Origin of the sequence: Streptomyces sp. NPDC102283 (assembly GCF_044766265.1) — a bacterium.
Taxonomy (GTDB): domain Bacteria; phylum Actinomycetota; class Actinomycetes; order Streptomycetales; family Streptomycetaceae; genus Streptomyces.
In genome coordinates this window covers 290,914-312,291 of sequence record NZ_JBIWLQ010000006.1, presented here as the reverse complement: position 1 = coordinate 312,291, position 21,378 = coordinate 290,914, and the positions used below count along the sequence as shown (strand labels likewise).

The following is a 21,378-nucleotide window of genomic DNA, read 5'->3' as shown; positions in this document are numbered from 1 at the left end:
TTCCCGCCTGGCTTCCTTAGTAGCAAGTCTTCACGGTGACGTCCGGGTGGCCTGGCGAACGACGCGCAGCACCTCGGACGCCGACTCGTTCAGATACATGTGACCGCCCTCCATCTCCACGAACTCGAAGTCGTCGCTGGTGACTTCCGACCAGTCTTGCGCCTCGGCGAGGCTCACGTGGTCGTCTTCCCGGCCACGTAGCGACGTGATCGGCACAGGCAGCTCGACAGCAGGATCGTGGACGAACCCTTCGTACATCTCCACATCGGCGCGAAGCGCGGGCAGGATCAGCTCTCGCATCTCGGGGTTTTCCAGAGCCACATGCCGGTATCCCGCGAAGTCCTCGATGCGCTCGATGAACTCCCTGTCCGGAAGACCTGTCGCGCGCTGGTTTCGCCGGCTGCCGGGCCCCGGCGCTCCGCTCACGAAGAGCCGGATCACCTCGACGTTGGTCCGAGTAGCGAGCTCCTGAGCCAGAGCCAAAGCCAGCACGCCCCCACTGCTGTGCCCGAAGAGTGCCACTCTCGTTCCCCCGACGCTCGGCAGCAGTTGAGGGAGGACGGTGGCCACCGCCTCGCGGACGCTCCGCACCGGCTCATGGTCGATCAGCCGCCCACGCCCTGGCATCTGCACCGGTACCAACTCAATATCGGGCGCCGCGTGAACCCGCCACGAATGGAAGTAGGAAGCGCTGGCGCCTGCGAAAGGGACACAGATAAGAGACAACTTGGACACTGTGGAACTTCCTGGTCATTAGAGAGCTTTCGGCCCATGAGAAATCCATGCCGATCTCCCGGACTCACGGGCAGCCGCAACTGCGGCAGGAGGACCAAAGCCAGTGCAGGGGTCGGAGGCTCCCGACGGGCCCACTCTCCGACCCAATAGCACTCCGCGAGTGGGACTATCCATGCTGGGCGCCACTGAACGGCGGCACACTTCAGCCACTTTGACCTGCATCCTCTTAGGCCGTCCCGCGCCTTGTCAAGGAGTTCAGCACTCTGGTCGAGCCACCAAGGCAGACCGGACGCACGCGGGGCAGCGAGCCGAGTGACGCCTCCGGTTATAGTCGGCCCGTGCCTCTATGGTCGTCCACGATCGTCTTGCCGTCATTTACTGAGTCTCGGTGCCGAGTTCAACGGCGGCCTGATAATCGGCGCGCATACCTAGAGGCAGCGCAATTCCACTCAGCGGCACATCCCATGAGTTCTCTATTGGGGGCGTGCTGCGTCTTTCACGCCGTCGCCATCTAGCACGCCGACTCATTCATCCCAGCTACGATTCGAGGGTTGACCAGCATGTATCGCACCATGATGAAGTCCAAAATCCACCGGGCGACCGTCACGCAGGCCGACCTCCACTATGTGGGGTCCCTGACCATCAGCGCCGACTTGATGGAGGAAGCCGACCTGCTACCCGGCGAAAAGGTTGACATCGTCGACATCAATAACGGTGCCCGGCTGTCCACTTATGTCATCGAAGGGCCGCGGAACTCCGGAATAATCGGTATCAATGGTGCCGCAGCACGGCTCATCAGCCCCGGAGACCTCGTCATTATCATCGCCTACGCCCAGATGTCTGAAAAGGACGCTCGTGGACTCAAGCCGCGGGTCGTCTTCGTCGATGAGCGGAACCAGGTGTCCTTGACCGGGCACGATCCTGCGGAAGCACCTGAAGGGAGCGGGCTGCTGCGTGGTGACTTCCCTCGGGGGTGACCCTCCTCGTCCGAGCCACGCGGCGAACAGCGAACAGTCCAGGACCTCGTGGCAGGGCCCGCGCGGTGACAGCGCGGGCCCTGCCATTGACTGCTTCGCACCCGACTCTCGGCCCGCACGGGAATCAGACATTGACAAGCCCGGGTTGCCCTAAGAATATAGATCGCACGATGGCGCATTGTGCGTAGCGCAAGGGCACTCCGCCCCTTCTGACCGCATCTCCAGCAGTCCAGGGCTCTGTTGATCCGCGCTGTCGGAGCGGCCTCCTTCCACCGGGCATTACCCGCGCCTCTCCTGGTCTCCGTGAGTCGTTAGGCGGCCGAGGAGAGCCGGGTTTGGCATATGGGTCTCTGCGATCAGTAGCTCCGAAGGAGCCGCCGTCCGGTTCTCTGGGGCGCCTTGGCTGCTGCTTGATTTTCACGAAGATGACAGCGGGGTGTTCCTCAGGCCCACCGCACGCTCTGCGGGGCAAGGAGGGCGAGTGCGTGAGCGAGCGTGAGGCCCGAGCATCGACGCAGGCGAGGGGCGTCACTGGGCCTCGATGGTCGATGAGACCGGTGGGACGTCGGGGTCAGAGAAGGTCGACAGTGGCGAGATCCTCGACCTGGCGCTGACGAGGTCCATCAGGCGGTGCCCTCCGAGCTGTTGCGGGCTCTGGCTCTCAGCCCCCGGCGAGCAGGCCGTCCACGTGCCCGGACGCGCCATCAAACGTATGGTCGGCGCCGGCCGGGGCGAGACCGGGACCGACGCCTACGTCTTCGCCGAAACGGCGCGCAACCGCCAGGACTTCGCAGCGATCGACGCACCTGCCGGCTCGTCGCCGACCTCTCGCTTCTGACGGGGTACCGCTCCGCCCTCGTGACCGAGCGAGGCCGAAGGATCAACCAGTGGAGCGGGCCTTGCACCTCGCAGAAGGATGCGCTCGTGTTGCTGACGGCCTATCAGGCGTCGGCATCCCTCCACTGCCGCGGCCGGGTGAGGCTGACGGCATGGCTGGCCGAACGTGGCGTTCAGGATTCTGGTCGCTGTCGCCGCGACGGCGCTGGAGGGTGGCCAAGCCCAGCAGACCGCCCTGGCCGGTGGATATGTCGCCGTCCAGATCGTTGGCGACCTGGCCACTCAGATCCCGACACGATCGACTCAGCCGGATCGACCAGCAGATCCGGGTTCCCAGCACGTTCAAGTCGTCGTCGCCCTGGCACGGCAAGGGGCCGGCGTGTTGCGGGCGCTCCTGCGCGACAGCCGGGTCTTCACCCCGAACTGCCCGTAGCGCGGGCGGCTTGAAGACGTAATTGAGACTCCGTCGGCCTCATCGTCTTCACCCGGGATGAGGCGACCGGGGGCGTCCTCATATTCCCCTGCCATTTCTCAGCAGTCGCTGCCAGTCTCCGTTCTCTCCGGCGTAGGGAAGGACCGCCGCCCAGACAGATTCGATCCCGCAACGAGTGCCGACACAGTGGTATCCGCCGATTTAAACCGAAACAAGGACGACCGAGATGACCGACGGACCAGACCCATCCCCATTGGCGCGCCGAGTCCCCTACAGCGATCCCGGGGAGCCAGACCACCGGAGCCCGCTGCGTTTCCTGTGGTGGCTGGTAGTGAGGCAGCGCAAACGGGTCCTTCTCGGCTCCTTGTGGGGCAGCACCTGGATGTGTGCCCTGATGCTGCCGCCTTACCTCATGTCCAGGACGATCGACGAAGGGCTGCGCGCGCGGGACACCGGCGCGCTGGTCGGCTGGGTCGGGGCGGTTCTCGCCGCCGGGGCCACCATCGCGTGTCTCGGGATCCTGCGCCATCGCACCATGACCTTCATACGGGTGGACGCGGCCTACCGGACAGTTCAGGTCACCGCCCGGCACGTCACCAAACTCGGCTCCACCCTGCCGCGCCAGGTGTCGGCGGGTGAGCTGACCCAGCTCCAGGCCGGGGACATCAGCCGAATCGCACAGACCCTGACCATTACGGGCCCCGGAGTCGGCGCAGCCGTCGCCTACATCGCCACCGCCGTACTGCTGTTCAACATCTCAGCCATCTTGGCGGGCATGGTCCTGCTCGGTGTCCCGCTCCTCGCGGTCACAGTCGGCCCAGTCCTGGAAAGGCTGCACGGAGCCGAAGGCAATTACCGGGAACAGCAGGGGACGCTCACCGCCCTGGCCAGCGACATGGTCACCGGACTGAGCGTGCTGAACGGCATCGGCGGCAAGTCGCTCTTCGCCCGGCGCTACCGCGAGCGCTCACAGGCCCTGGTCCCCCTGGGGTACCGGGTGGCCTCGCTCACCAGCTGGGTCCAGGCGCTCGGCGCCTGCCTGCCACTCCTCTTCCTGGCACTCGTGACATGGATCGGTGCACGCATGGCGGCCGACGGTTCCATCACGGTTGGTGAGCTGGTGGCGGTGTACGGTTACGTGGCGGCGCTCCTGGTCCCGGTGTCCTTCTTCATCGAGGGAGCAGACGACCTCCCCCGGGGCCTTGTGTCCGCGCGGCGCGTGGTCGACATCCTCGCACTCACGCCGGACCTCGAGCCGCAGCGCGCACGAGTGACGGCGCCCAGTGGCCCCGCCCTGCTTCACGACCCTGATTCCGGCCTGATGCTGCGGCCGGGGCTGCTGACCGCCCTCGTCAGCGCGCGGCCCGATGAGATGCGCGATGTGGTCGACCGCATCGGGGGGTACAAGGACTCCGACGCCACCTGGGGTGGCACCAGGCTGTCCGACATGGAGCTCACCTCTCTGCGACGCCAACTGCTGGTGTCCGACAACGACTCCTACCTCTTCAGCGGCCCGCTGAGATCCGTTCTTTCCGCTCGCGACGACCGCTCCCCCAAGGAGATCGAACATGCGCTGCACGCCGCGGTGGCACGGGACGTCGTCGCGTTGATGCCCGACGGTCTGGACTCCCGTCTGGACAGTCAGGGCCGCAACGTCTCGGGAGGGCAGCGACAGCGACTCCGGCTGGTGCGTGCGTTGCTCGCCGACCCCGAAGTACTGGTCCTCGTCGAGCCCACATCAGCCTTGGACGCTCACACCGAGGCCACGGTCGCGTCCCGGGTCGGAGAGTTCCGTCAGGGCCGCACCACCCTCGTCGTCAGCACGTCTCCGCTTCTGCTCGGCCACGCGGACGAAGTGGTCTACCTCGTGGACGGCAAGGTGACGGCCACCGGCAGTCACGGCGAACTGCTCGCCACCCAGCCTAATTACGCGGCGCTCGTGTTCCGTGGCAACAGCGACAGCGCACAGGCGGCCGGCCCAGCGCACTCCCGGGAAGGAGACACCCGATGAGTCATTCCAACGAGGCCAGGAGCCTCCCGGTCGCCGACGCCGCAGCGGTGCGACGGGCCAGCTGGCAACTGCTGAAGGACGACAGGCGTTCCGTGGTGGGCGTCCTGGTCCTCACCTGCCTCGCCTCTCTCGCAGGACTGGCCGGCCCCTGGCTGCTGGGCCGCATCATTACCCGCATTGAGGCCGGAAACATGACGGTCTCTCAGGTCGACGCAATAGCCGCCGCGGTCCTTGCCTTCGCGCTGGCGCAGTTGGTACTGACGCGCTACGCCCGCTACTTCTCGCACCGCTTCGGCGAGCGCGCTCTCGCCCGGCTCCGCGAGGAGGTCATCGACAGTGCTCTCGCACTGCCGGGGCGCGTCGTGGAACAGGTCAGCACCGGCGACCTGGTGACACGCTCGTCGTTGGACGTCGGCGTTGTGGCTGCCACGCTGCGCAACGCGGCGCCCGATGTCTTCATCGCGGCCGTGCAGGTGCTGTTCATCTTCGTTGCGGTCTTCCTCCTCGACCCCCTCGTGGGACTGTGTTCGCTAGCTGGCCTGCCCATCGTGTGGTTCGTCAGCCGTTGGTACCTCGCCCGGGCACGAGACGCATACCTCGCAGAGGGTGCCGCCGCGGGCGGCGTGGCCGAAGCCCTGAACGCCACCGCCCACGGTGCCCGGACCATCGAGGCCTTCGGTCTGCGCCATCGGCAGAACCGCGCGATCGACAGAACCATCGACACGACGTACGGCGCGGGTGTACGAACCCTGCGCCTGCGAACCGTGCTGTTCCCCAGCACCGAGTTCGCGCACTCGCTGCCCATGGCGCTGATCTTGCTGGTGGGCGGGCTCAGCTACCTGAACGGGGCATTGAGCCTGGGCACGGTGGTGACGGGCAGCCTGTACATGTGGCAGTTGGTCGACCCCCTCGACCGAGCGCTTACCTGGGTCGAGCAGCTTCAGCGCAGTGGAGCGTCATTCGCCCGGGTCAAGGGCGTCGGCCTGGTGGCGGAGCCACAACGGTCCGCAGTCCAGCAGCCCGAAGACGATCGCATCACGGTCAGCGGAGTCCGGTACTCCTACACCGGCACGCAGGACGTGCTGACCGATGTCGGTCTCGTGGTACAGCCGGGCGAGCGACTGGCGGTGGTCGGCCCTTCGGGAGCCGGCAAGTCCACTCTCGGCAAGCTGATGTCCGGTGTGGACCTGCCGGACGCTGGTGACATCCTGGTCGGCGGTGTGAAGGTCGCCGACCTGGCCGCGGCGGGCAAGCTGGGTAACCGCATCGTCCTGATCACACAGGATCACCACGTGTTCATCGGAACCCTCCGGGACAACATGACGATGGCGGCTCCGGACGCCCAGGACGAAGCCATCCTCGCGGCGCTCGCCATGATGGAAGCCGACTGGGTACGGGATCTCCCCGATGGGCTCGACACCCTGCTGGGCGCCGGCGGCTTCGAACTGGAGGCCGCACAGGCCCAGCAGCTCACGCTCGCCAGGGTCCAGCTCGCAGATCCGCACACGCTGATCCTCGACGAGGCAACGGCGCTGCTGGATCCCACGACCGCACGTCAGGCCGAGAGAGCCATGGCCGCCGTTCGCTCTGACCGCACGGTCATTGCCATCGCGCACCGGCTACAGACGGCCCACGATGCCGACCGCGTCGCGGTCATGGAGGCGGGCCGCATCGTCGAGCTAGGCACCCACGAGGAACTGGCGGCCGCGAACGGGCCGTACGCGTCCCTATGGCGGTCATGGAACGGCGAAGGCTGACCTACATCCCACGAGAACGCCTCCCAAGCCTGTCCGGGGGGCGTTCTCGCATCCGTACCGCTCTTGTCGCCCGCTGCTCCCAACGGGCTGAAAGGACCTTGCGTTGTCTACGGTTGCCATGACACACAATGACGAAGACGAAGCTGAGAAGTTCGTACTGGTCTGTCTGCGCTGCGAGAGTACGTTCGCGCCTGCTCTGATATACCGATGTCCGGACTGCTCGGGTGCGCTGGAACCCCGGTACTCGCTGACACGACTGAACCGGTACGACCACGTGGATCCGGAACAGGTCTACTTCGACCTCCTGCCGCTGATGTCGAGGGACTTCCTGGACAGCGGTGTGACCAAGAGAACACCCTGCCGGCCGGCGCCCCGGCTCGGAGCCGCCATCGGAGTCCCTGGCCTGTGGGTCAAGGACGAATCCCAGCAGCCGACTCGTACCACCAAGGACCGTCTCGCCTCGCTCGTACTCGCCGTGCTGCGCCAGTTCGGCGTCAAGGAGTTCGTCGCGTCGAGCACGGGAAACAGCTCGACTGCCCTCGCCCGGGCGGTGCGGATGGATCCCGCGATGCGCGGACACTTCTTCTGCGGCGAGGACTTCGTCCCCAACCATTCCGTGGAGGAGGACGAGCGAACCTCGCTGACCGTGGTCCCCGGAAACTACGTAGAGGCCTCCGCTGCGGCCCGCCGGTTCGCCACCGCGCACGGGCTCCACTTGGACGCCGGCTTCTTCAACTGGGCCCGACGGGAAGGTCTCAAGCTGGCCTACCTGGAGGCCCTCGACGCGATGGACGGCACTCCTGACATCGTGGTGCAGGCGATCAGCAGCGGTATGGGCATGCTTGCCGCGCACAAGGGCATGCGGGAGTACCTGGCCCTCGCCGGGCTCAACCGGATGCCGCAATTTCTCATGGTGCAGGAGGAGTCTTGCGCGCCGGCGGCCAACGGCTGGAGCGCAGGACATACGGAACTCACCGCGGACGACCGGATCGAGAAGCCGACGGGACTGGCCACCGCGATCCTCCTCGGTGACGGCTCGCCCTACTACCCATACCTGCATGCGATCGCCACTGAGTCCGGTGGTTCGATCGTCTCCGCTCCCCGCAAGGAGCTCGTCGAGGCACGGCACATGCTCGCGGAGCTCGAAAAGATCGACGTGTGCTATGCCTCGGCAGCCACTATCGCGGCAGTGCGCAACGAAGCAGCGGCCGGCCGGATCCGGCCGGACCAGACAGTGCTCGTCAACCTGACCGGACGCAGCCGAATGGTCGGACCCGCCTGACCCCTCCCGCGCATGGGCCCCTCGCCTCTCGGCCGCCGCCGGGGCGGGCTCGGTGACGACGGGACACCCCTTCTTGTTCTGATACGGAGAAACAGTGGCAGACCACGAGTTCGGGCAGCATGCGGGCCGCGACATCGCGATTGTCGGAATGGCTGGGCGCTTTCCCGGCGCCCGCAATCTGGACGAGTTCTGGGCGAACGTCCGCAGCGGGGTGGAATCCGTCTCGTTCTTCACCGAGGAGCAGCTGATCGCGGCTGGTGCGTCGCGCGAGGCCATCAACCAGCCGAACTTCGTGCCGGCGGGCGCCTGTCTCGAGGACGTCACCGGGTTCGACGCCGGATTCTTCGGGTACACCGCGCGCGAGGCTGAGACGATGGACCCGCAGCACCGCGTATTCCTGGAGACCGCTTGGGAGGCCCTGGAGCACTCCGGCTACGTCCCCGACCAAGCGGGTGGGCGCGTCGGTGTCTTCGGGGGTGCCGGCACCAACAATTACCTGGCCAATATCTACTCCAACCCCGAGATCGTCGACGCCACCGGCGGAACCCAGGTCCTCCTGGGAAACGAATTGAGCTTCCTGGCGTCCCGTGTCTCGTACAAGCTCGATCTGCGCGGCCCGAGTGTGTCGCTGCGCACCGCGTGTTCGACCTCGCTCGTCGCCGTCCACCTCGCTTGCCGCTCACTGCGCGATAGGGAATGTGACGTGGCCCTGTCCGGCGGAGTTTTCATCAATGCCGAACAGAACCAGGGCTACCTGCACCAGGAGGGCTCCTTCCTCTCTCCCGACGGCCACTGCAGGCCGTTCGACGCACGAGCCGCCGGAACGTTGTTCGGCAGCGGGGCGGGGGTGATCACACTCAAGCGCCTCAGCGACGCGCTGACGGCGGGCGACACCGTCTACGCGGTCATCAAGGGATCCGCCGTCAACAACGACGGCGCGGTCAAGGTCGGTTTCACCGCGCCGACGGTGACCGGGCAGGCGGAGGTGATCCGTGATGCTCTGCGTGACGCAGGCACCCCGCCTTCGGCCATCGGCTACGTCGAGGCACACGGCACGGGTACGACCTTGGGCGACCCGATCGAGATCCGCGCCCTGACTCAGGCGTACGACGGGGTGCTGCCCGGCACCGTGGCCCTGGGCTCCCTCAAGTCGAACATCGGCCACCTGGACGCGGCAGCGGGCATCGCCGGGTTGCTGAAGACGGTGCTATCCCTGTGGCACGAGACGCTGCCGCCGACCCTGCACTTCGACTCCCCCAACCCTGCAATCGACTTCGCGGGCGGCCCGTTCGTCGTGCAGCGCGAGCGTGCCCCGTGGCCTCGCTCGGAGCGGCCTCGGCTGGCCGGGGTGAGTGCCTTCGGCTTCGGGGGAAGCAATGCTCATATCGTGCTGGAGGAAGCGCCGGCCGCACTCGCCACCGGGGCCTCGGCTCGCTCCTCGCAGCTGCTCGTCCTCTCCGCCCGCAGTAGGGAGGCGCTGGAGGAGCTCAGTGAACGCATGGCGGGGGCCTTGCGCGCGGGCGAGGCGCCGCCCCTGCCCGACGCCGCCTACACCGCAGCAGTGGGGCGCCACGCGTTTCCGGTACGCCGCATCGTCACGGGCCCAGACGGTCCGACCGTCGCGGAGGCCCTGGTCGCCGCCGACCCGGCACGCGTCGTCGGTGGCCACTACGAGGGTGCCCGGCCGGACGTGGCCTTCCTGCTCAGCGGCCAGGGTGGCCAGTACCCGGGTATGGCGGCCGAGCTGTACGCCGAGGAACCGATGTTCCGCCAGGCCGTCGACGCCTGTACGCAGGCTTTGGCAGAGGGTCGGACCGGTGTGACCATACGGGCCCACCTTCTCGGTGACCGGGATTCAGCGCAATCGGCGACCGCGCTGAACCAGACGGAGGCCGCGCAGCCCGCATTGTTCGTTCTGGAGTACGCCCTGGCCCGCATGTGGGAGTCGTGGGGCATCGAGCCCGTGGCACTGCTCGGGCACAGCCTCGGCGAACTCGTCGCGGCCTGCCTGGCAGGTGTGTTCACTCTGCCGGACGCCTTGCGTCTGGTCGTGCTCCGCGGAGCGCTGATGCAGCGCCAGGTACAGGGCTCCATGCTGAGCGTGGTGGCGGACCGCGAGTCCATCCTGGCCCTGCTCCCGGAGGGCCTTTCGCTGGCCGCCCACAACGGCCCGAAGGACTGTGTGGTGGCAGGCCCGGAGCCCAAGGTGACGGCGTTCGCCGGGCAGCTCGCGGTCCGTGGAATCCCCACTCACCCGGTGGCAACGTCGCACGCCTTTCACTCGGCCCTCATGGCACCGATGGTCGAGGAGTTCGTGGCGGCCGTCGCGGCAGTCCCCCGTCAGGCGCCCCGGGTGCGCTTCGTGTCGAATGTGACCGGTACCTGGATCACCGCCGAACAGGCACAGGACCCGGAGTACTGGGGCCGGCAGATCCTGAGTCCGGTCGATTTCGTCGCCGGGGTGAACACCCTGGCCGGCGAACCGAATCTGGTATATCTCGAGGTTGGTCCTGGGCCCACGCTCAGCAGCCTGGTCCGACGCATCCTCCCCGGTGGCACCGCACGGCTGGTCACCGCGACACTGCCCCACCGGCGGGACGGGCGGCATCCTCTGGAGGCCGCACAGCGTGCGCTCGGCCAACTGTGGTTGCACGGCTGCGAACCGGACTGGACCGGATTCTACGGACACGAGCGGCGCCGCCGCGTCGGCCTGCCCACCTACCCGTTCCAGCGGCAGCGGTACTGGCTGGAGAGGCGCACTCCCTCGACCACGGAGCGACCACCCGTGAGACGGCCCGATGTCTCGAACTGGTTCCAGGTCCCGTCCTGGGAGCGCACCGCGCTGCCATCCGCACGGCCTGACCGCGAGGGCGAGCGCTGGCTGGTGTTCACCGATGCCCTCGGTCTCGGTGCGGCGGTGGCGGCTCGTCTGCGGGCAGCCGGTGCCGCGGTCATGACGGTCTCGGCGAGCCCGACGTGGAATCGGTGGGCCGGCGGCCACTTCACGATCGACCCGCAGAGTTCGTCCCACTACGGCCGTCTCCTGCAGGCCCTTGCCGAGGACGGACCCGTACCCTCGCGAATCGCCCACTGCTGGACGGTCACTGACGCTCCCGCGCCACAGGAGACGCCGCAGGACGACGCCACGTCGCTACAGCTCGGTTTCAACAGTCTGTTGTTGCTCTCCCAAGCCTTCAACGGGCTCTTCGACCAAGCCGACCGCGCCGTGTGGGTGGTGAGCAACGGGATCCACGACGTGGTCGGATCCGAACCGCTCATGCCGCTCAAGGCCACTGTGCTCGGGCCGTGCCGGGTCATACCGCGGGAACACCCCGGCTTGGCCTTCCGCAGCATCGATATCGTCCTGGACGGTTCGCCCGTCGATGCGCACGCCGCACGGCTGGTCGCCGAGTTCGCCGTGCCGCCGGCACATGCCGCGGTGGCACACCGGGGGCCGCACCGCTGGGCCCAGACCTATGCTCCGGCTCCGCTGCCTCCCTCGGAAGACGGGGCTTCGGCCTTGCGCGACGACGGCGTCTACCTGATCACAGGTGGTACCGGAGGCCTTGGGCTCGTGCTGGCGGCTCATCTGTCCCGGCCGGGCCGCAAGCTCGCCCTCATGGCCCGCACCGCAGTCCCGGTGGAGGGCGACGGAGAGCTGCTCGCCACCCGGCCCGGGGGCCCCGGTGCGACGGGGACGGCTCGGAAACTGCGTGAGATCAAGCAGCGGGGATCCGAGGTGCTGATAATCGCGGCCGACGTCTGCGATCCCGCGCAGACCGAAGCGGCGGTGACCCGGGTGACGGACGCGTGGGGGCGGATCGACGGCGTGTTCCATGCCGCGGGAGTCGCCGGCGGTGGGCTCGCACAGCTCAAGACCTTGGAGGAGGCCGCCGCGGTCATGGGTCCGAAGGTCGCGGGAACGCTCAATCTCGAACGGGCACTGACTCCGCTAGAGCCGGACTTCATCGCACTCTTCGGTTCCAACGCCGCCAACGTGGGCGACTTCGGGCTCGTGGACTACGTGGCGGCCAACTGCTTCCTCGACGCCTACGCCCATTCCCGTGCGTCGACCGCAGAGTCCTCACCTCGCGTGGTCACGGTGGACTGGGGACCCTGGCAGGAGGTTGGCATGGCCGTCACCACTGATCTGGGCAACGGCCTGGCGCACGCGCGAGGCAAGGACGTCGCCGAGCGCGGAATGGCTCCCGCCGACGCGATCGAGGCGCTGGAGCGCGGTCTGTCCGCCTCGCGCGAGCCCCAGCTGATCGTGACGCCCGTGGACGCGCGTCACTTGATCGAGCAGGCATTCACCCTGCGCGGCCAGGGGCAGAACGCCGATGGACGGCTGAGCGGCCTGGGCGCACCCCAGACCGTGCACCCGCGCCCCGAGGTGTCCAGCGCCTACGTGGCACCGCACGGCACGGTCCAGCGCCAACTCTGCACCATGTGGCAGGAGCTGTTGGGCATCGAGCAGATCGGAATCGACGACAGCTTCTTCGACCTGGGCGGGAGCTCCCTTGTCGCCATTCAGCTCATCTCGACCATCAACAAGTCCCTCGACACCGCGCTGACGGTGGCTCAGCTCTACGAGGCCCTGACGATCGCCCGCTTGGCGGCGCTGGTCGACGAGGGTGGCGTCGATCCTGTCGAGAGCGCCAGAACCTCGCTGGAGGAAGTGAGGAACCGCGCGGGTTCACGACGCCGTCAGCAGCAGAACCGTATGGTCCGCTCGCGTAGCCGCCGTCAGCAGTGAAGCGAAAGGAGGCAGCAATGCCGGTGAACGCAATGCAGGGGCCACTGTGAGCACGGAACCGGAGTACTTGGCCACCCAGCCCCGCAACCCTCGCCTGATCCGGCTCATTACGGATGTCCGCGGCGCTGTGCGCACCCGGCTGAAAGGGTCGGCCGAGGAGATCAGTCAGCGGGTGGCCGCGGCGCTCGCCCCACACATCGGCCTCGACGACCTCCTGACACCCGCCCAGCAGGAAGCCGACCGGGATGGATACAAGCAGCACATCCTGTACGTCGCGGCGGACGGTTCCTTCTCCGTCGTCGCGCTCGTCTGGCTGGCGGGTCAGCGCACTCCGATACATGATCACGTCTCCTGGTGCGTCATCGGGATCCATGAGGGTGCCGAGCAGGAGACTGTCTATCGCCTCACTGGCGATCCGGAGCAGCGGCACCTCCTCGCCGTGGACACCACCACCACCGGAGTCGGCGCGGTGACGGCCCTCGCTCCCCCGGGCGACATCCACGACGTGCGCAGCACAGCCGTCGGAAGGACCGTCTCCCTCCACGTGTACGGAGCGGACGTCAGCCAACTCGGCACCAGCATCCGAAGGGTCTACAACCTGCCGGTAAGGGAGACGCAGGCTGCAGACGGCGGAGAGCCCGTTCCCGGGCGGTGACGGCCGGAAAGGGTCCAGAAGCGTCGGCCGGTGAACCGGGCCCGGTGCCCGTCGGGCTCGCAGACAGTCCGGCCACGGACCGGGTCCCGGCTCCGGGACCGGCAGGCACCAGGCCTATCCGTGCTGTCTGGTTCTCGCCCGTCGGAATCCGGCCCGTACCCGCCACCCGGCGCGGAGAAGCCCGTCGCCCGAGATCGAAAAGGTGACGGCCCGCCGAACGCGTCGGCGGGCCGTCACCTCAATTCTTCCGGGGCCGTCAGCCACCTGCCGTCGCACCTACGACGGTATCGGGGTCCCGAGCCACCCGTTCCAGCAGGATGGTGTAACGGCTGAGCAGGTCCTGCGCCGCTTCGGCGGTGAAGGTGTCGAGCGCGTAGGCGAGACGGACCTCGATCCCGTCCGGCGTGCCGTCCGCGGCTCGGCGCTCCGCTAGCTCGAACCGCAAGTCGAACCGTGCCGGCTGTTCGCCCAGCGGTTCGGGTCGCACGACGAGGCCGGGCAGCGATAGGTCCGGCACACCGTGGTTCTGGAAAGCGAGCATGACCTGGAAGAGCGGATGCCTGCCGACCGAGCGGGCCGGGTTGACCGCCAGAACGATGTGGTCGAACGGCACGTCCTGGTTGGCGTACGCCGCGAGGTCGGTGGCGCGGACCCTCGACAGCAGCTCCCGGAAGGTAGGGCTTCCGTCCGTCCTGGTCCTCAGAACCAGCGTGTTGACGAAGAACCCCACGAGGTCGTCGAGGGCCTCGTCCGTGCGTCCGGCGATCGGTGTTCCGATCGCTATGTCTGTGCCCGCGCCCTGCTCGGTGAGCAGGGCAGCCACTGCGCTCTGGCACACCATGAACAGGCTGGCACTGCAGTCGTGCGCCAGCGCCTGCAGCGGTTCCTGAACGGACGCGGGAAGCCGGGCGAGGAGGTGCCCGGCCCGGTACGAGGGGGTCTGCGGCCGTTCGGTCGCGCCGGGAAGCACCAACTGGTCCGGCAGTTCCGCCAGTTCCCGCACCCAGAATCTGGTCTGCCGGTTGAACTCGGACTCCGGGCGGTCGGCTCCGCCGAGCACCTCGTGGCACCACAGGGTGTAGTCCGGGTACTGCACGGCGAGGTCGGGCCACATAGGCCGGGTGCACGCGGCCGATGCGGCGTAGCCCCGGGCTATGTCCCTGGCCAGCGGCGTGAGCGACCAACCGTCACAGACGATGTGGTGCAGCACGAGCAGGAGTACGTGCTCCTCCTCCGCGATCCTGAACAAGCGTGCCTGCACCGGTGTTTCCTCGGTGAGGTCGAACGGGTACCTGGCCTCGGAGGCGAGTCGGCCCGGCAGGTCCTCCTCGGCCGTGTCGAAGAGCGGTAGCTCGACACGAGCCTCGTCCGGTTCCAGCACCACCTGCTGGGGAGCGCCGTCCCAGTCCGGGAAGGCGGTGCGCAGGCTCTCGTGCCGGGCGACGACATCATTGATCGCCTGGTGCAGGGCCCCGCGGAGGAGAGGTCCGGTCAGTCTGAGGGCCAACGGCATGTTGTAGTTGCCGTTCGAGCCGTCCAGCCTGTTCTGGAACCAGAGACGGCGCTGCACCGGAGCCAGCGGCACGTCCTCCGGCCGGTCCATCGGCTTCAGCGCAGGACGCGTGGCCGCGGGCTGCTCCGCCAGTCTTTCGGCGAGGAGGGCGACTGTCGGAGTCTCGAAGAGTGCCCGCAGCGGTACTTCCACACCCGTTTCCAGCCGGATCCGGCCGATGAGCCGGGTAGCCAGCAGCGAGTGCCCACCCAGGTGGAAGAAGGAATCGTCGATCGTGACCCGGTCAAGCCCCAGCACCTGGGCGAACAGCTTGCACAGGAGTTCTTCCCGTTGTGTCCGCGCGGTGCGGCCGGACGAGGCCGACTGGAAGTCGGGGGCGGGCAGAGCCTTGCGGTCGATCTTGCCGCTGGCGGTCAGCGGCACCTCGGAGAGCGGGAGAACCAGAGCAGGAACCATGTAGTCAGGCAGCTGCCCGAGTAGGTGTGCGCGTAGTTCCGCTCCGTCGAGTCCACTACCGGGGCGCGCGGGGACGACGTACGCGATGAGCCGCGGCCCGCCCTCGGGACCGGGGCGGTCGACGACCACCGCCGTTTCCACGTCCGGGTGGGCCGCCAAGGCCGCCTCAATCTCACCGGGTTCGATCCGGAAGCCGCGGATCTTGATCTGTCCGTCGACGCGCCCGTGGAATTCGAGCTGTCCGTCGGGGCGACGCCTGACCAGGTCGCCCGTGCGGTACATCCGCCCGTCGCCTTCGTTCCCGAAGGGGCACGGCGGAAAGCGTTCTGCCGTCAGTTCCCCCTGATTGAGGTACTCGTCGGCGAGGCAGTCGCCCGCGAGGTGCAGTTCGCCCACCACGCCCACCGGAACCGGGCGCTGCCAGGCGTCGAGCACGTAGGTCCTGGTGTTCCACACAGGGCGGCCGAGAAGGACCTCGGGGCCGTCAACCTCGGCGTAGAGGCTGTCCGCGCCGGCCTCGGACGAGCCGTAGAAATTGATCAGGCGCGAAGCCGGTAGGTGGGAGGCGAACTGTTGTACCAGCTCCGGGGCGAGGGCCTCACCACTGGATACCCAGAGCCCGCAGGTCGTCAGGTCACGCCGACCCGCCTCTTCCAGCAGGGCTCTCAGCAGACTCGGAACGACCGTGATGCGGCACGGGCCCGCACTCTCGATCAGCGCCGCGAGTGCAACCGCGCTCCGGGCGGTCTCGCCGTCGGCGAGCGCGATCCGGGCGCCGTTCAGCAGAGCTCCCAGCAGTTCGACGGAGCCGTCGACGAAGCTGAGGGTCGTCTTGGCGATCACCGTCTCGTCGGGACCGTACGGAAACTCAGCGGCGTACCAGGCAATCCTGTTCAGGATGGAGCGGTGGCTGCCGACAACGCCCTTGGGCCGACCGGTGGATCCCGAGGTGTAGACGACCCATGCCGGGTCGGCAGCCGTCGGTGCGGCGAGGAGGCCACCATCCTTCAGGTTGTCGGCGGACAGCCCCTCCGTCAGCGTACGAAAGCCGTCGTCGCCCTCCACCGCCGTGAGGGACGGAACGTCCGCTCCGACGACGGACAGCAGTTCCTCCGTGGTGAGCACGACATCGGGCGCCGCATCGCCCAGCATGAAGCGCACACGCTCCGCCGGAAGGTGCGGGTCCACCGGTACGTATGCGGCGCCGGACTTCAGGGTCGCGAGCAGCGCGACCACCATGTCGGTCGAGCGGGGGAGCATCAGGGCGACGCGCCCCCGGGAGCCCACCCCGCGGCCGACGAGAAGCCGCGCCAACCGGTTGGCCCTGTTGTTGAGTTCACGGTACGAGACGGCGGTCTCGCCGTACACCACCGCGTGCGCTTCGGGGGTGCGCTCGGCCTGCGCTTCGAAGCGGTCGGACAGGGTTCCCGCCGGAACGTCGCGCACCGGTCCGTGCCAGCGCTCCAGGAGGGTCTCCCGCTCGCCCGGGAGCAGGGGAACCAGATCCCGGACACTGCTCCCGTATCCAGCGGCCATCATCGACAGCAGCGCGGCCAGCCGGTCGGACCAAGACTGCGCCTCCTCGGCCGTCATGAGGTGGGGCTGGTAGCCGAGGCGTATCTCCAGCGTGGCGCCGGGGACTACGGTGAGGGAGAGGGCGTAGTGGGTGGCGTCCGCGATGTCCGCGCCGGTGAGCCGGATCCCCGGGGCCAGCTCGTCCCCCACGGTGGCATCGACCGGATAGTTCTCGAAGGCGGTCACCGTGTCGAAGAGGGCGGGCAGTCCGGTCAGTTCGTGCAGATCCTGAAGCCCCAGATGGTGGTGGGGCGTCAGTCGGGCCTGCTCGTCGCGCAACCGGCCGAGATAGGCGGGCACGGACTCGTCGGCGTCGAGCCTCACCCGGACCGGGACGGTGTTGGTGAGCAGTCCGACCATGGACTCGACACCGGGGAGTTCCGGCGGCCGGCCTGACACGACGGTCCCCAGGATCACGTCCTGGCTTCCCGTCAGCCACCCGAGCAGCAGACCCCATGCTCCCTGCACCACGGTGTTCAACGTGACCTGACCACTGTGTGCGAGATCGCCCAGCGCCTCGGTCCCGGCCTCCGGCAGCACAGATACGACGGTGCGGGGCAGCTCCTGATGCCGCAGAGACGCCACCGGCGCGCTGGATGCCACCATGGCCGGCTGATCGAAGCCCTCCAAGGACTCTCCCCAGGCCGCGACCGCTTGCGGGTGGTCCTGGTCCGCCAACCACTCCAGGTACGAGCGATACGAGGCGGGTTCCGGGAGGGTGGAGGCATCCCCGCCCACGGCGTAAACGCGGAAGATCTCCTGGACCAGTACCGGGAACGACCAGCCGTCGAGCACCAGGTGGTGATTGGTCATCACCAGGGTCCACTGCCCGTCGCCGGTCCGAATCAGCCTGAAGCGCACAAGCGGAGGGCGGGCGAGGTCGAAGGGGGCGCACCGGTCGGCGGCGACCAGTCGGTCTCGGTGGGTGGCCCTTCGGGCCTGTTCCACCGCACGCAGATCGGACGTGGACCAGGCGGGCGCGGCGTCGCGCACGACGAACTGCAAGGGGTCGCCGCCCGCGCGGCGGGCCTTGAATCCGGCGCGCAGCGAGGTGTGGCGCTGCACGACGGTCGTACACGAACGGGCGAGGAGTTCCACGTCCAGCGGACCCGACAGATCAAGGGTCAGCTGCGCGGTGTACAGGTCGGCCGCCGCCCCGGCCAGCTGGGCGTGGAAGTACAGCCCGGACTGCAGGGGGGTAAGCGGGTAGACGTCTTCCAGTCGGGATGTGCGCATCGGTTCTAGGCCCACCGTTCCAGTTCGGCTTCCAGATCATCGACCTCGTCCTGACCAAGCCCGGTGAGAAAGAGGTCGGATGGGGTGTGCCTGCTGACCTGTCGGCCCGCGGCATCGGCGGCGAGTGAGTCCAGGGCTTTTCCCCAGAGCGTGCACAGCCGGTCCAGGTCTCCATCGCGAAGCCATCCGGCCGGCGCGCTCCAGCCGGCCTCCAGCTGAGGCCCGTCACTCCCGTCCCGGACCAGAACGTCAACGGTGAGCCCGTGGTCCACCGGGGTGCGAGGGTCACGCCCGTCCCTCAGGACGTCGGCGGCGGAGACCGGGGTCCAGTCGGCGTCCTCACGGCCCGGGAGACGCCCCACGTAGTTGAAGAGGATCTGCGGCCTTGCCAGATCGCGCAGCTCCCGTCCGGTGTCCACGTTGAGGTGACGCAGCAACCCGAATCCGAGCCCGTCCCCCGGGGCAGCACGCAGCTGTTCCTTGACCCGCGCAAGTGCATCTGTGGTGTCCCGGGGGATTCTGTCGGTGGCGTCCGCGGGGTTCAGCCGCACGGGGTGCATGCTGGTGAACCAGCCGACCGTGCGGGACAGATCGGCCTCGTAGCCGCCGTCCGCCCTGCCGTGCCCTTCCAGGTCGACCAGCACGTCGTGGGAGGCGGGGAGTCCGCGTTCGCTGCGCCACGTGTGGAGCGCCAGGGTCAGGGCGGTGAGCAGCACATCGGGAATCGTGCCGTGCACGACGGCGGGCACCGAGGCCAGCAGGGGAGCACTGCGCGCGGAGTCGAGGACAACGTATCTCCGCGTGCTGCTGCCGGCAGTGTCCGCCGCCGGATCCAGAGGACGTTCCCCGAACGACGGGCCATCCGCGGCAAGCACGGAGCGCCAGTACGGCAGTTCCGCCAGCCTGCCAGGGTCGTGGGCGGAATCCCGCAGGAGCTCGCTCCACCGCTTGAACGAGGTTCTGACCGGGGGTAGTTCGATGTCGCGGCCGGCCTGGTGGGCATCCCAGGCGAGGGCCAGGTCACGCAGGAGCGTGTACCAGGACGCGCCGTCCACGGCGAGGTGGTGAACCACGAGCAGCAACATGCCCCGCCGGTCGGGTCCGCCGTCGAAGAGGCGCGCCTGGAGCAGGATGCCGGCCCAGGGGTCGAGCCGCTCGGCGGCCTGCCGGACGTGAGCAGCGGCGAGCACGCCGGCCTCCTCGGCCGAGCGGTCCTCCACGTCGACACGCTCGACGAGGCCCGCCACGGCGACGCTGCCGACCGGGCCGATACGCAGGCGCCACCCGTCGCCCTCATCCACCAGCCGCGCCCGCAGAACATCATGATGGTCTACCAGGAAGGTCAGCAGCGTGTGCAGGATGTCCGGCGTGAGCCCGGCTGGGGTGCGGATCAGCAGGGACTGCTGGTACGCGTCCACCGGGCCGCCGAGCTCCTCGAGCCATCGCAGGATCGGACTCGCCGGGACCACGCCGGTGGCGCTGTCGTGCACGGCGCGCCGTTCCGCCGTCCCGTCCTCCTGGGACACGGGGACCGCGACCCTCGCAAGCTCTCCCGGCGTCTCTCGGGCGAAGACTTGCTTGAGGGTGATGACCCACCCGTTCTCCCGGGCTCGGGAGACAAGCTGGATCGCGGTGATGCTGTCGCCGCCGAGGTCGAAGAAGGCGTCGTCCGAGGCCACCTCCGCGACCTTGAGGACGCTCCGGAACAGTTGGACGAGCGCCTCCTGTGCGGACTCGGTCCCGCCATCCGCGTCCTGGTCCGGTGCGGCGCAGCGCGGCGCACCCGCCCGGGCCGTCGGCTGTGCCTCCTGCCCGACCGTGTCAGGGGTACCGGCCCTGAGCGCTCGCGGGGCCGGGGACACCACGACGGATCCTATGGCGGTCTGCGGCCCGTCGGCCGCGGCACGGAGTAGGCCGAGCAGCACCTGCTCGTGATGGGAAAGCTCCTCGGCCCCGTACCGGGCGGAACTCGCGTCCGTGTCCACGCTCAGACCCGCCCCGTCCTGGCGCCCGCAGACCGCGACGGCGATGTCGCCGACCGGGCCATTGGACAGGTTGTGGGCGACGGCGGTGTGGCCTCCGACGAGAAAGGTGTAGGGGAACGTCATGACGTTCACCATCGGGCCGACGACCCCGCGCTCGCCGCGGGCGTAGCCTAGGTCACGGTGCAGGTCCTCGGCACGGTAACGCTGGTGCGGCAGTGCTTTCTTGATCGCCAGGGCTGCCTGGCGGGTCAGCCCGGCGAAGGTCATGCCGCCGTGCACGGTAAGACGCAGGGGCACGGAGTTGGACAGCATGCCGGGGGTGCGCCGTGCGACGTCTCCTCGCCGGGCCGTGACGGGGAGCGAGACGACGACGTCTTCGGCTCCCGTCGTCAGGTGCAGCTGGGCGGCCACGGCCGCCACCATCGTCGGGGCCAGGGACCGGCCGAGACCGGCGCGCAGCCGGTCCGCCTGGTCCGCGGGGATCCGTGCGTTGCGACGCAGCACAGGCGCGGCCGGCTGCCAGGAACGGTCGGAGAGCGACACGGGGCGGGGCCGGTCAGCGAACTGATGATGCCAGAAAGCCCGGTCCGCCTCGAAGGCCGCCGACGCCCGGTACGTCTCCTCGACCGCAAGCAGGTCGGCCAACGAGGCAAAGGAGGGCGGGGCCGCCCGCGGGCCGCCCATCTCCTGCGTGTAGAGGTCGGCGACGCGCTGGGCGAAGAGCGCCGCCCCGAATCCGTCCACGGCCAGGTGGTGGGCGCGCTGGTACCAAAGGAATCGCCGGGCGGAGAGCTTGAGCAGGCACACGGTGAAGACCGGTTCCCGGGTCACGTCGAGGGGCCGGGCCAGATCGTCCCTCATCCAGCCGAGCGCTGCGGGTTCGGGGTCCTGCGCGATGGTGAGGTCCAGGAAGCGGATGTCGGGCGATGGCGCGAGCAGTACCGACTGGCGTGGGCCTCCCGGCGTGTCGGTGACCGTCACTCGCAGCGCCTCAGTCTCCTCCCAGGCCCGGATCCAGGCGGTACGAAAGGCTGTGGCATCGACCGGTCCGGCTATGTCGAAGTATTCCGCTATCTGGTAACGGCCCGCGTGAGTCTCGTCCTGGTCCGCGAACCAGATCCCGAGCTGTGCCCGGGAAAGGGGGAAGCCGGTGCTCAAGTTGTCGCTCAT

Annotated in this window: 10 protein-coding genes and 1 pseudogene; 8 read left to right on the top strand and 3 right to left on the bottom strand. The window is 68.4% G+C overall.

Features of this window, described 5'->3' with window-relative positions; genetic code table 11:
- Window positions 1-30: 30 nt before the first annotated feature.
- Window positions 31-735 (bottom strand): thioesterase II family protein, encoded by a 705-nt coding sequence (locus ACIRJT_RS14850; RefSeq protein ID WP_403908658.1) that lies wholly within the window; start codon window positions 733-735, stop codon window positions 31-33.
- 560 nt (window positions 736-1,295) lie between these two features.
- Here ACIRJT_RS14850 and panD point away from each other — a divergent pair.
- The 8 genes and pseudogenes from panD (at window position 1,296) to ACIRJT_RS14810 (ending at window position 13,443) form a co-directional block, all read left to right on the top strand.
- Entirely contained in the window at window positions 1,296-1,712 is a 417-nt protein-coding gene (panD, locus tag ACIRJT_RS14845; RefSeq protein WP_018958626.1) for an aspartate 1-decarboxylase, read from the top strand.
- A 541-nt stretch (window positions 1,713-2,253) separates the two neighbouring features.
- Window positions 2,254-2,550 carry a hypothetical protein gene (locus tag ACIRJT_RS14840; RefSeq protein ID WP_403908656.1) on the top strand — a complete coding sequence of 99 codons (297 nt, stop codon included), beginning with the start codon at window positions 2,254-2,256 and terminating at the stop codon, window positions 2,548-2,550.
- A gap of 826 nt (window positions 2,551-3,376) precedes the next feature.
- Complete coding sequence (locus tag ACIRJT_RS14835) at window positions 3,377-4,993, top strand: ABC transporter ATP-binding protein (protein ID WP_403908654.1); 1,617 nt, start codon at window positions 3,377-3,379, stop codon at window positions 4,991-4,993.
- Window positions 4,990-6,750 (top strand): ABC transporter ATP-binding protein, encoded by a 1,761-nt coding sequence (locus ACIRJT_RS14830; protein WP_403908652.1) that lies wholly within the window; start codon window positions 4,990-4,992, stop codon window positions 6,748-6,750. The genes ACIRJT_RS14835 and ACIRJT_RS14830 overlap by 4 nt, the downstream gene beginning before the upstream one ends.
- 118 nt (window positions 6,751-6,868) lie before the next feature.
- A complete protein-coding gene (locus ACIRJT_RS14825; protein WP_403908650.1) occupies window positions 6,869-8,032 on the top strand; it encodes a pyridoxal-phosphate dependent enzyme in 1,164 nt (387 codons plus the stop codon).
- A 94-nt stretch (window positions 8,033-8,126) separates the two neighbouring features.
- Window positions 8,127-9,605, top strand: a pseudogene (locus ACIRJT_RS14820) (type I polyketide synthase); the annotation flags it as partial.
- 117 nt (window positions 9,606-9,722) lie between these two features.
- Window positions 9,723-12,788 (top strand): SDR family NAD(P)-dependent oxidoreductase, encoded by a 3,066-nt coding sequence (locus ACIRJT_RS14815; RefSeq protein ID WP_403908965.1) that lies wholly within the window; start codon window positions 9,723-9,725, stop codon window positions 12,786-12,788.
- Window positions 12,789-12,834: 46 nt separating this feature from the next.
- Window positions 12,835-13,443, top strand: coding sequence for a hypothetical protein (locus ACIRJT_RS14810; protein WP_403908648.1), 609 nt, complete (start codon window positions 12,835-12,837; stop codon window positions 13,441-13,443).
- 256 nt (window positions 13,444-13,699) lie between these two features.
- On the opposite strand, the gene ACIRJT_RS14805 is transcribed toward ACIRJT_RS14810, so the two are convergent.
- Together ACIRJT_RS14805 and ACIRJT_RS14800 are read right to left on the bottom strand one after the other, a co-directional pair.
- Window positions 13,700-18,223 carry an amino acid adenylation domain-containing protein gene (locus ACIRJT_RS14805; protein ID WP_403908646.1) on the bottom strand — a complete coding sequence of 1,508 codons (4,524 nt, stop codon included), beginning with the start codon at window positions 18,221-18,223 and terminating at the stop codon, window positions 13,700-13,702.
- A gap of 5 nt (window positions 18,224-18,228) precedes the next feature.
- Window positions 18,229-21,378, bottom strand: coding sequence for a condensation domain-containing protein (locus ACIRJT_RS14800; protein WP_403908644.1), 3,150 nt, complete (start codon window positions 21,376-21,378; stop codon window positions 18,229-18,231).

Bases quoted from the DNA above. Each gene is read 5' to 3' on its own strand.
- panD (WP_018958626.1), top strand. From the start codon at position 1,296: ATGTATCGCACCATGATGAAGTCCAAAATCCACCGGGCGACCGTCACG.
- ACIRJT_RS14800 (WP_403908644.1), bottom strand. From the start codon at position 21,378: ATGAGCGACAACTTGAGCACCGGCTTCCCCCTTTCCCGGGCACAGCTC.
- ACIRJT_RS14825 (WP_403908650.1), top strand. From the start codon at position 6,869: ATGACACACAATGACGAAGACGAAGCTGAGAAGTTCGTACTGGTCTGT.
- ACIRJT_RS14835 (WP_403908654.1), top strand. From the start codon at position 3,377: ATGCTGCCGCCTTACCTCATGTCCAGGACGATCGACGAAGGGCTGCGC.
- ACIRJT_RS14840 (WP_403908656.1), top strand. From the start codon at position 2,254: ATGGTCGATGAGACCGGTGGGACGTCGGGGTCAGAGAAGGTCGACAGT.
- ACIRJT_RS14830 (WP_403908652.1), top strand. From the start codon at position 4,990: ATGAGTCATTCCAACGAGGCCAGGAGCCTCCCGGTCGCCGACGCCGCA.
- ACIRJT_RS14805 (WP_403908646.1), bottom strand. From the start codon at position 18,223: ATGCGCACATCCCGACTGGAAGACGTCTACCCGCTTACCCCCCTGCAG.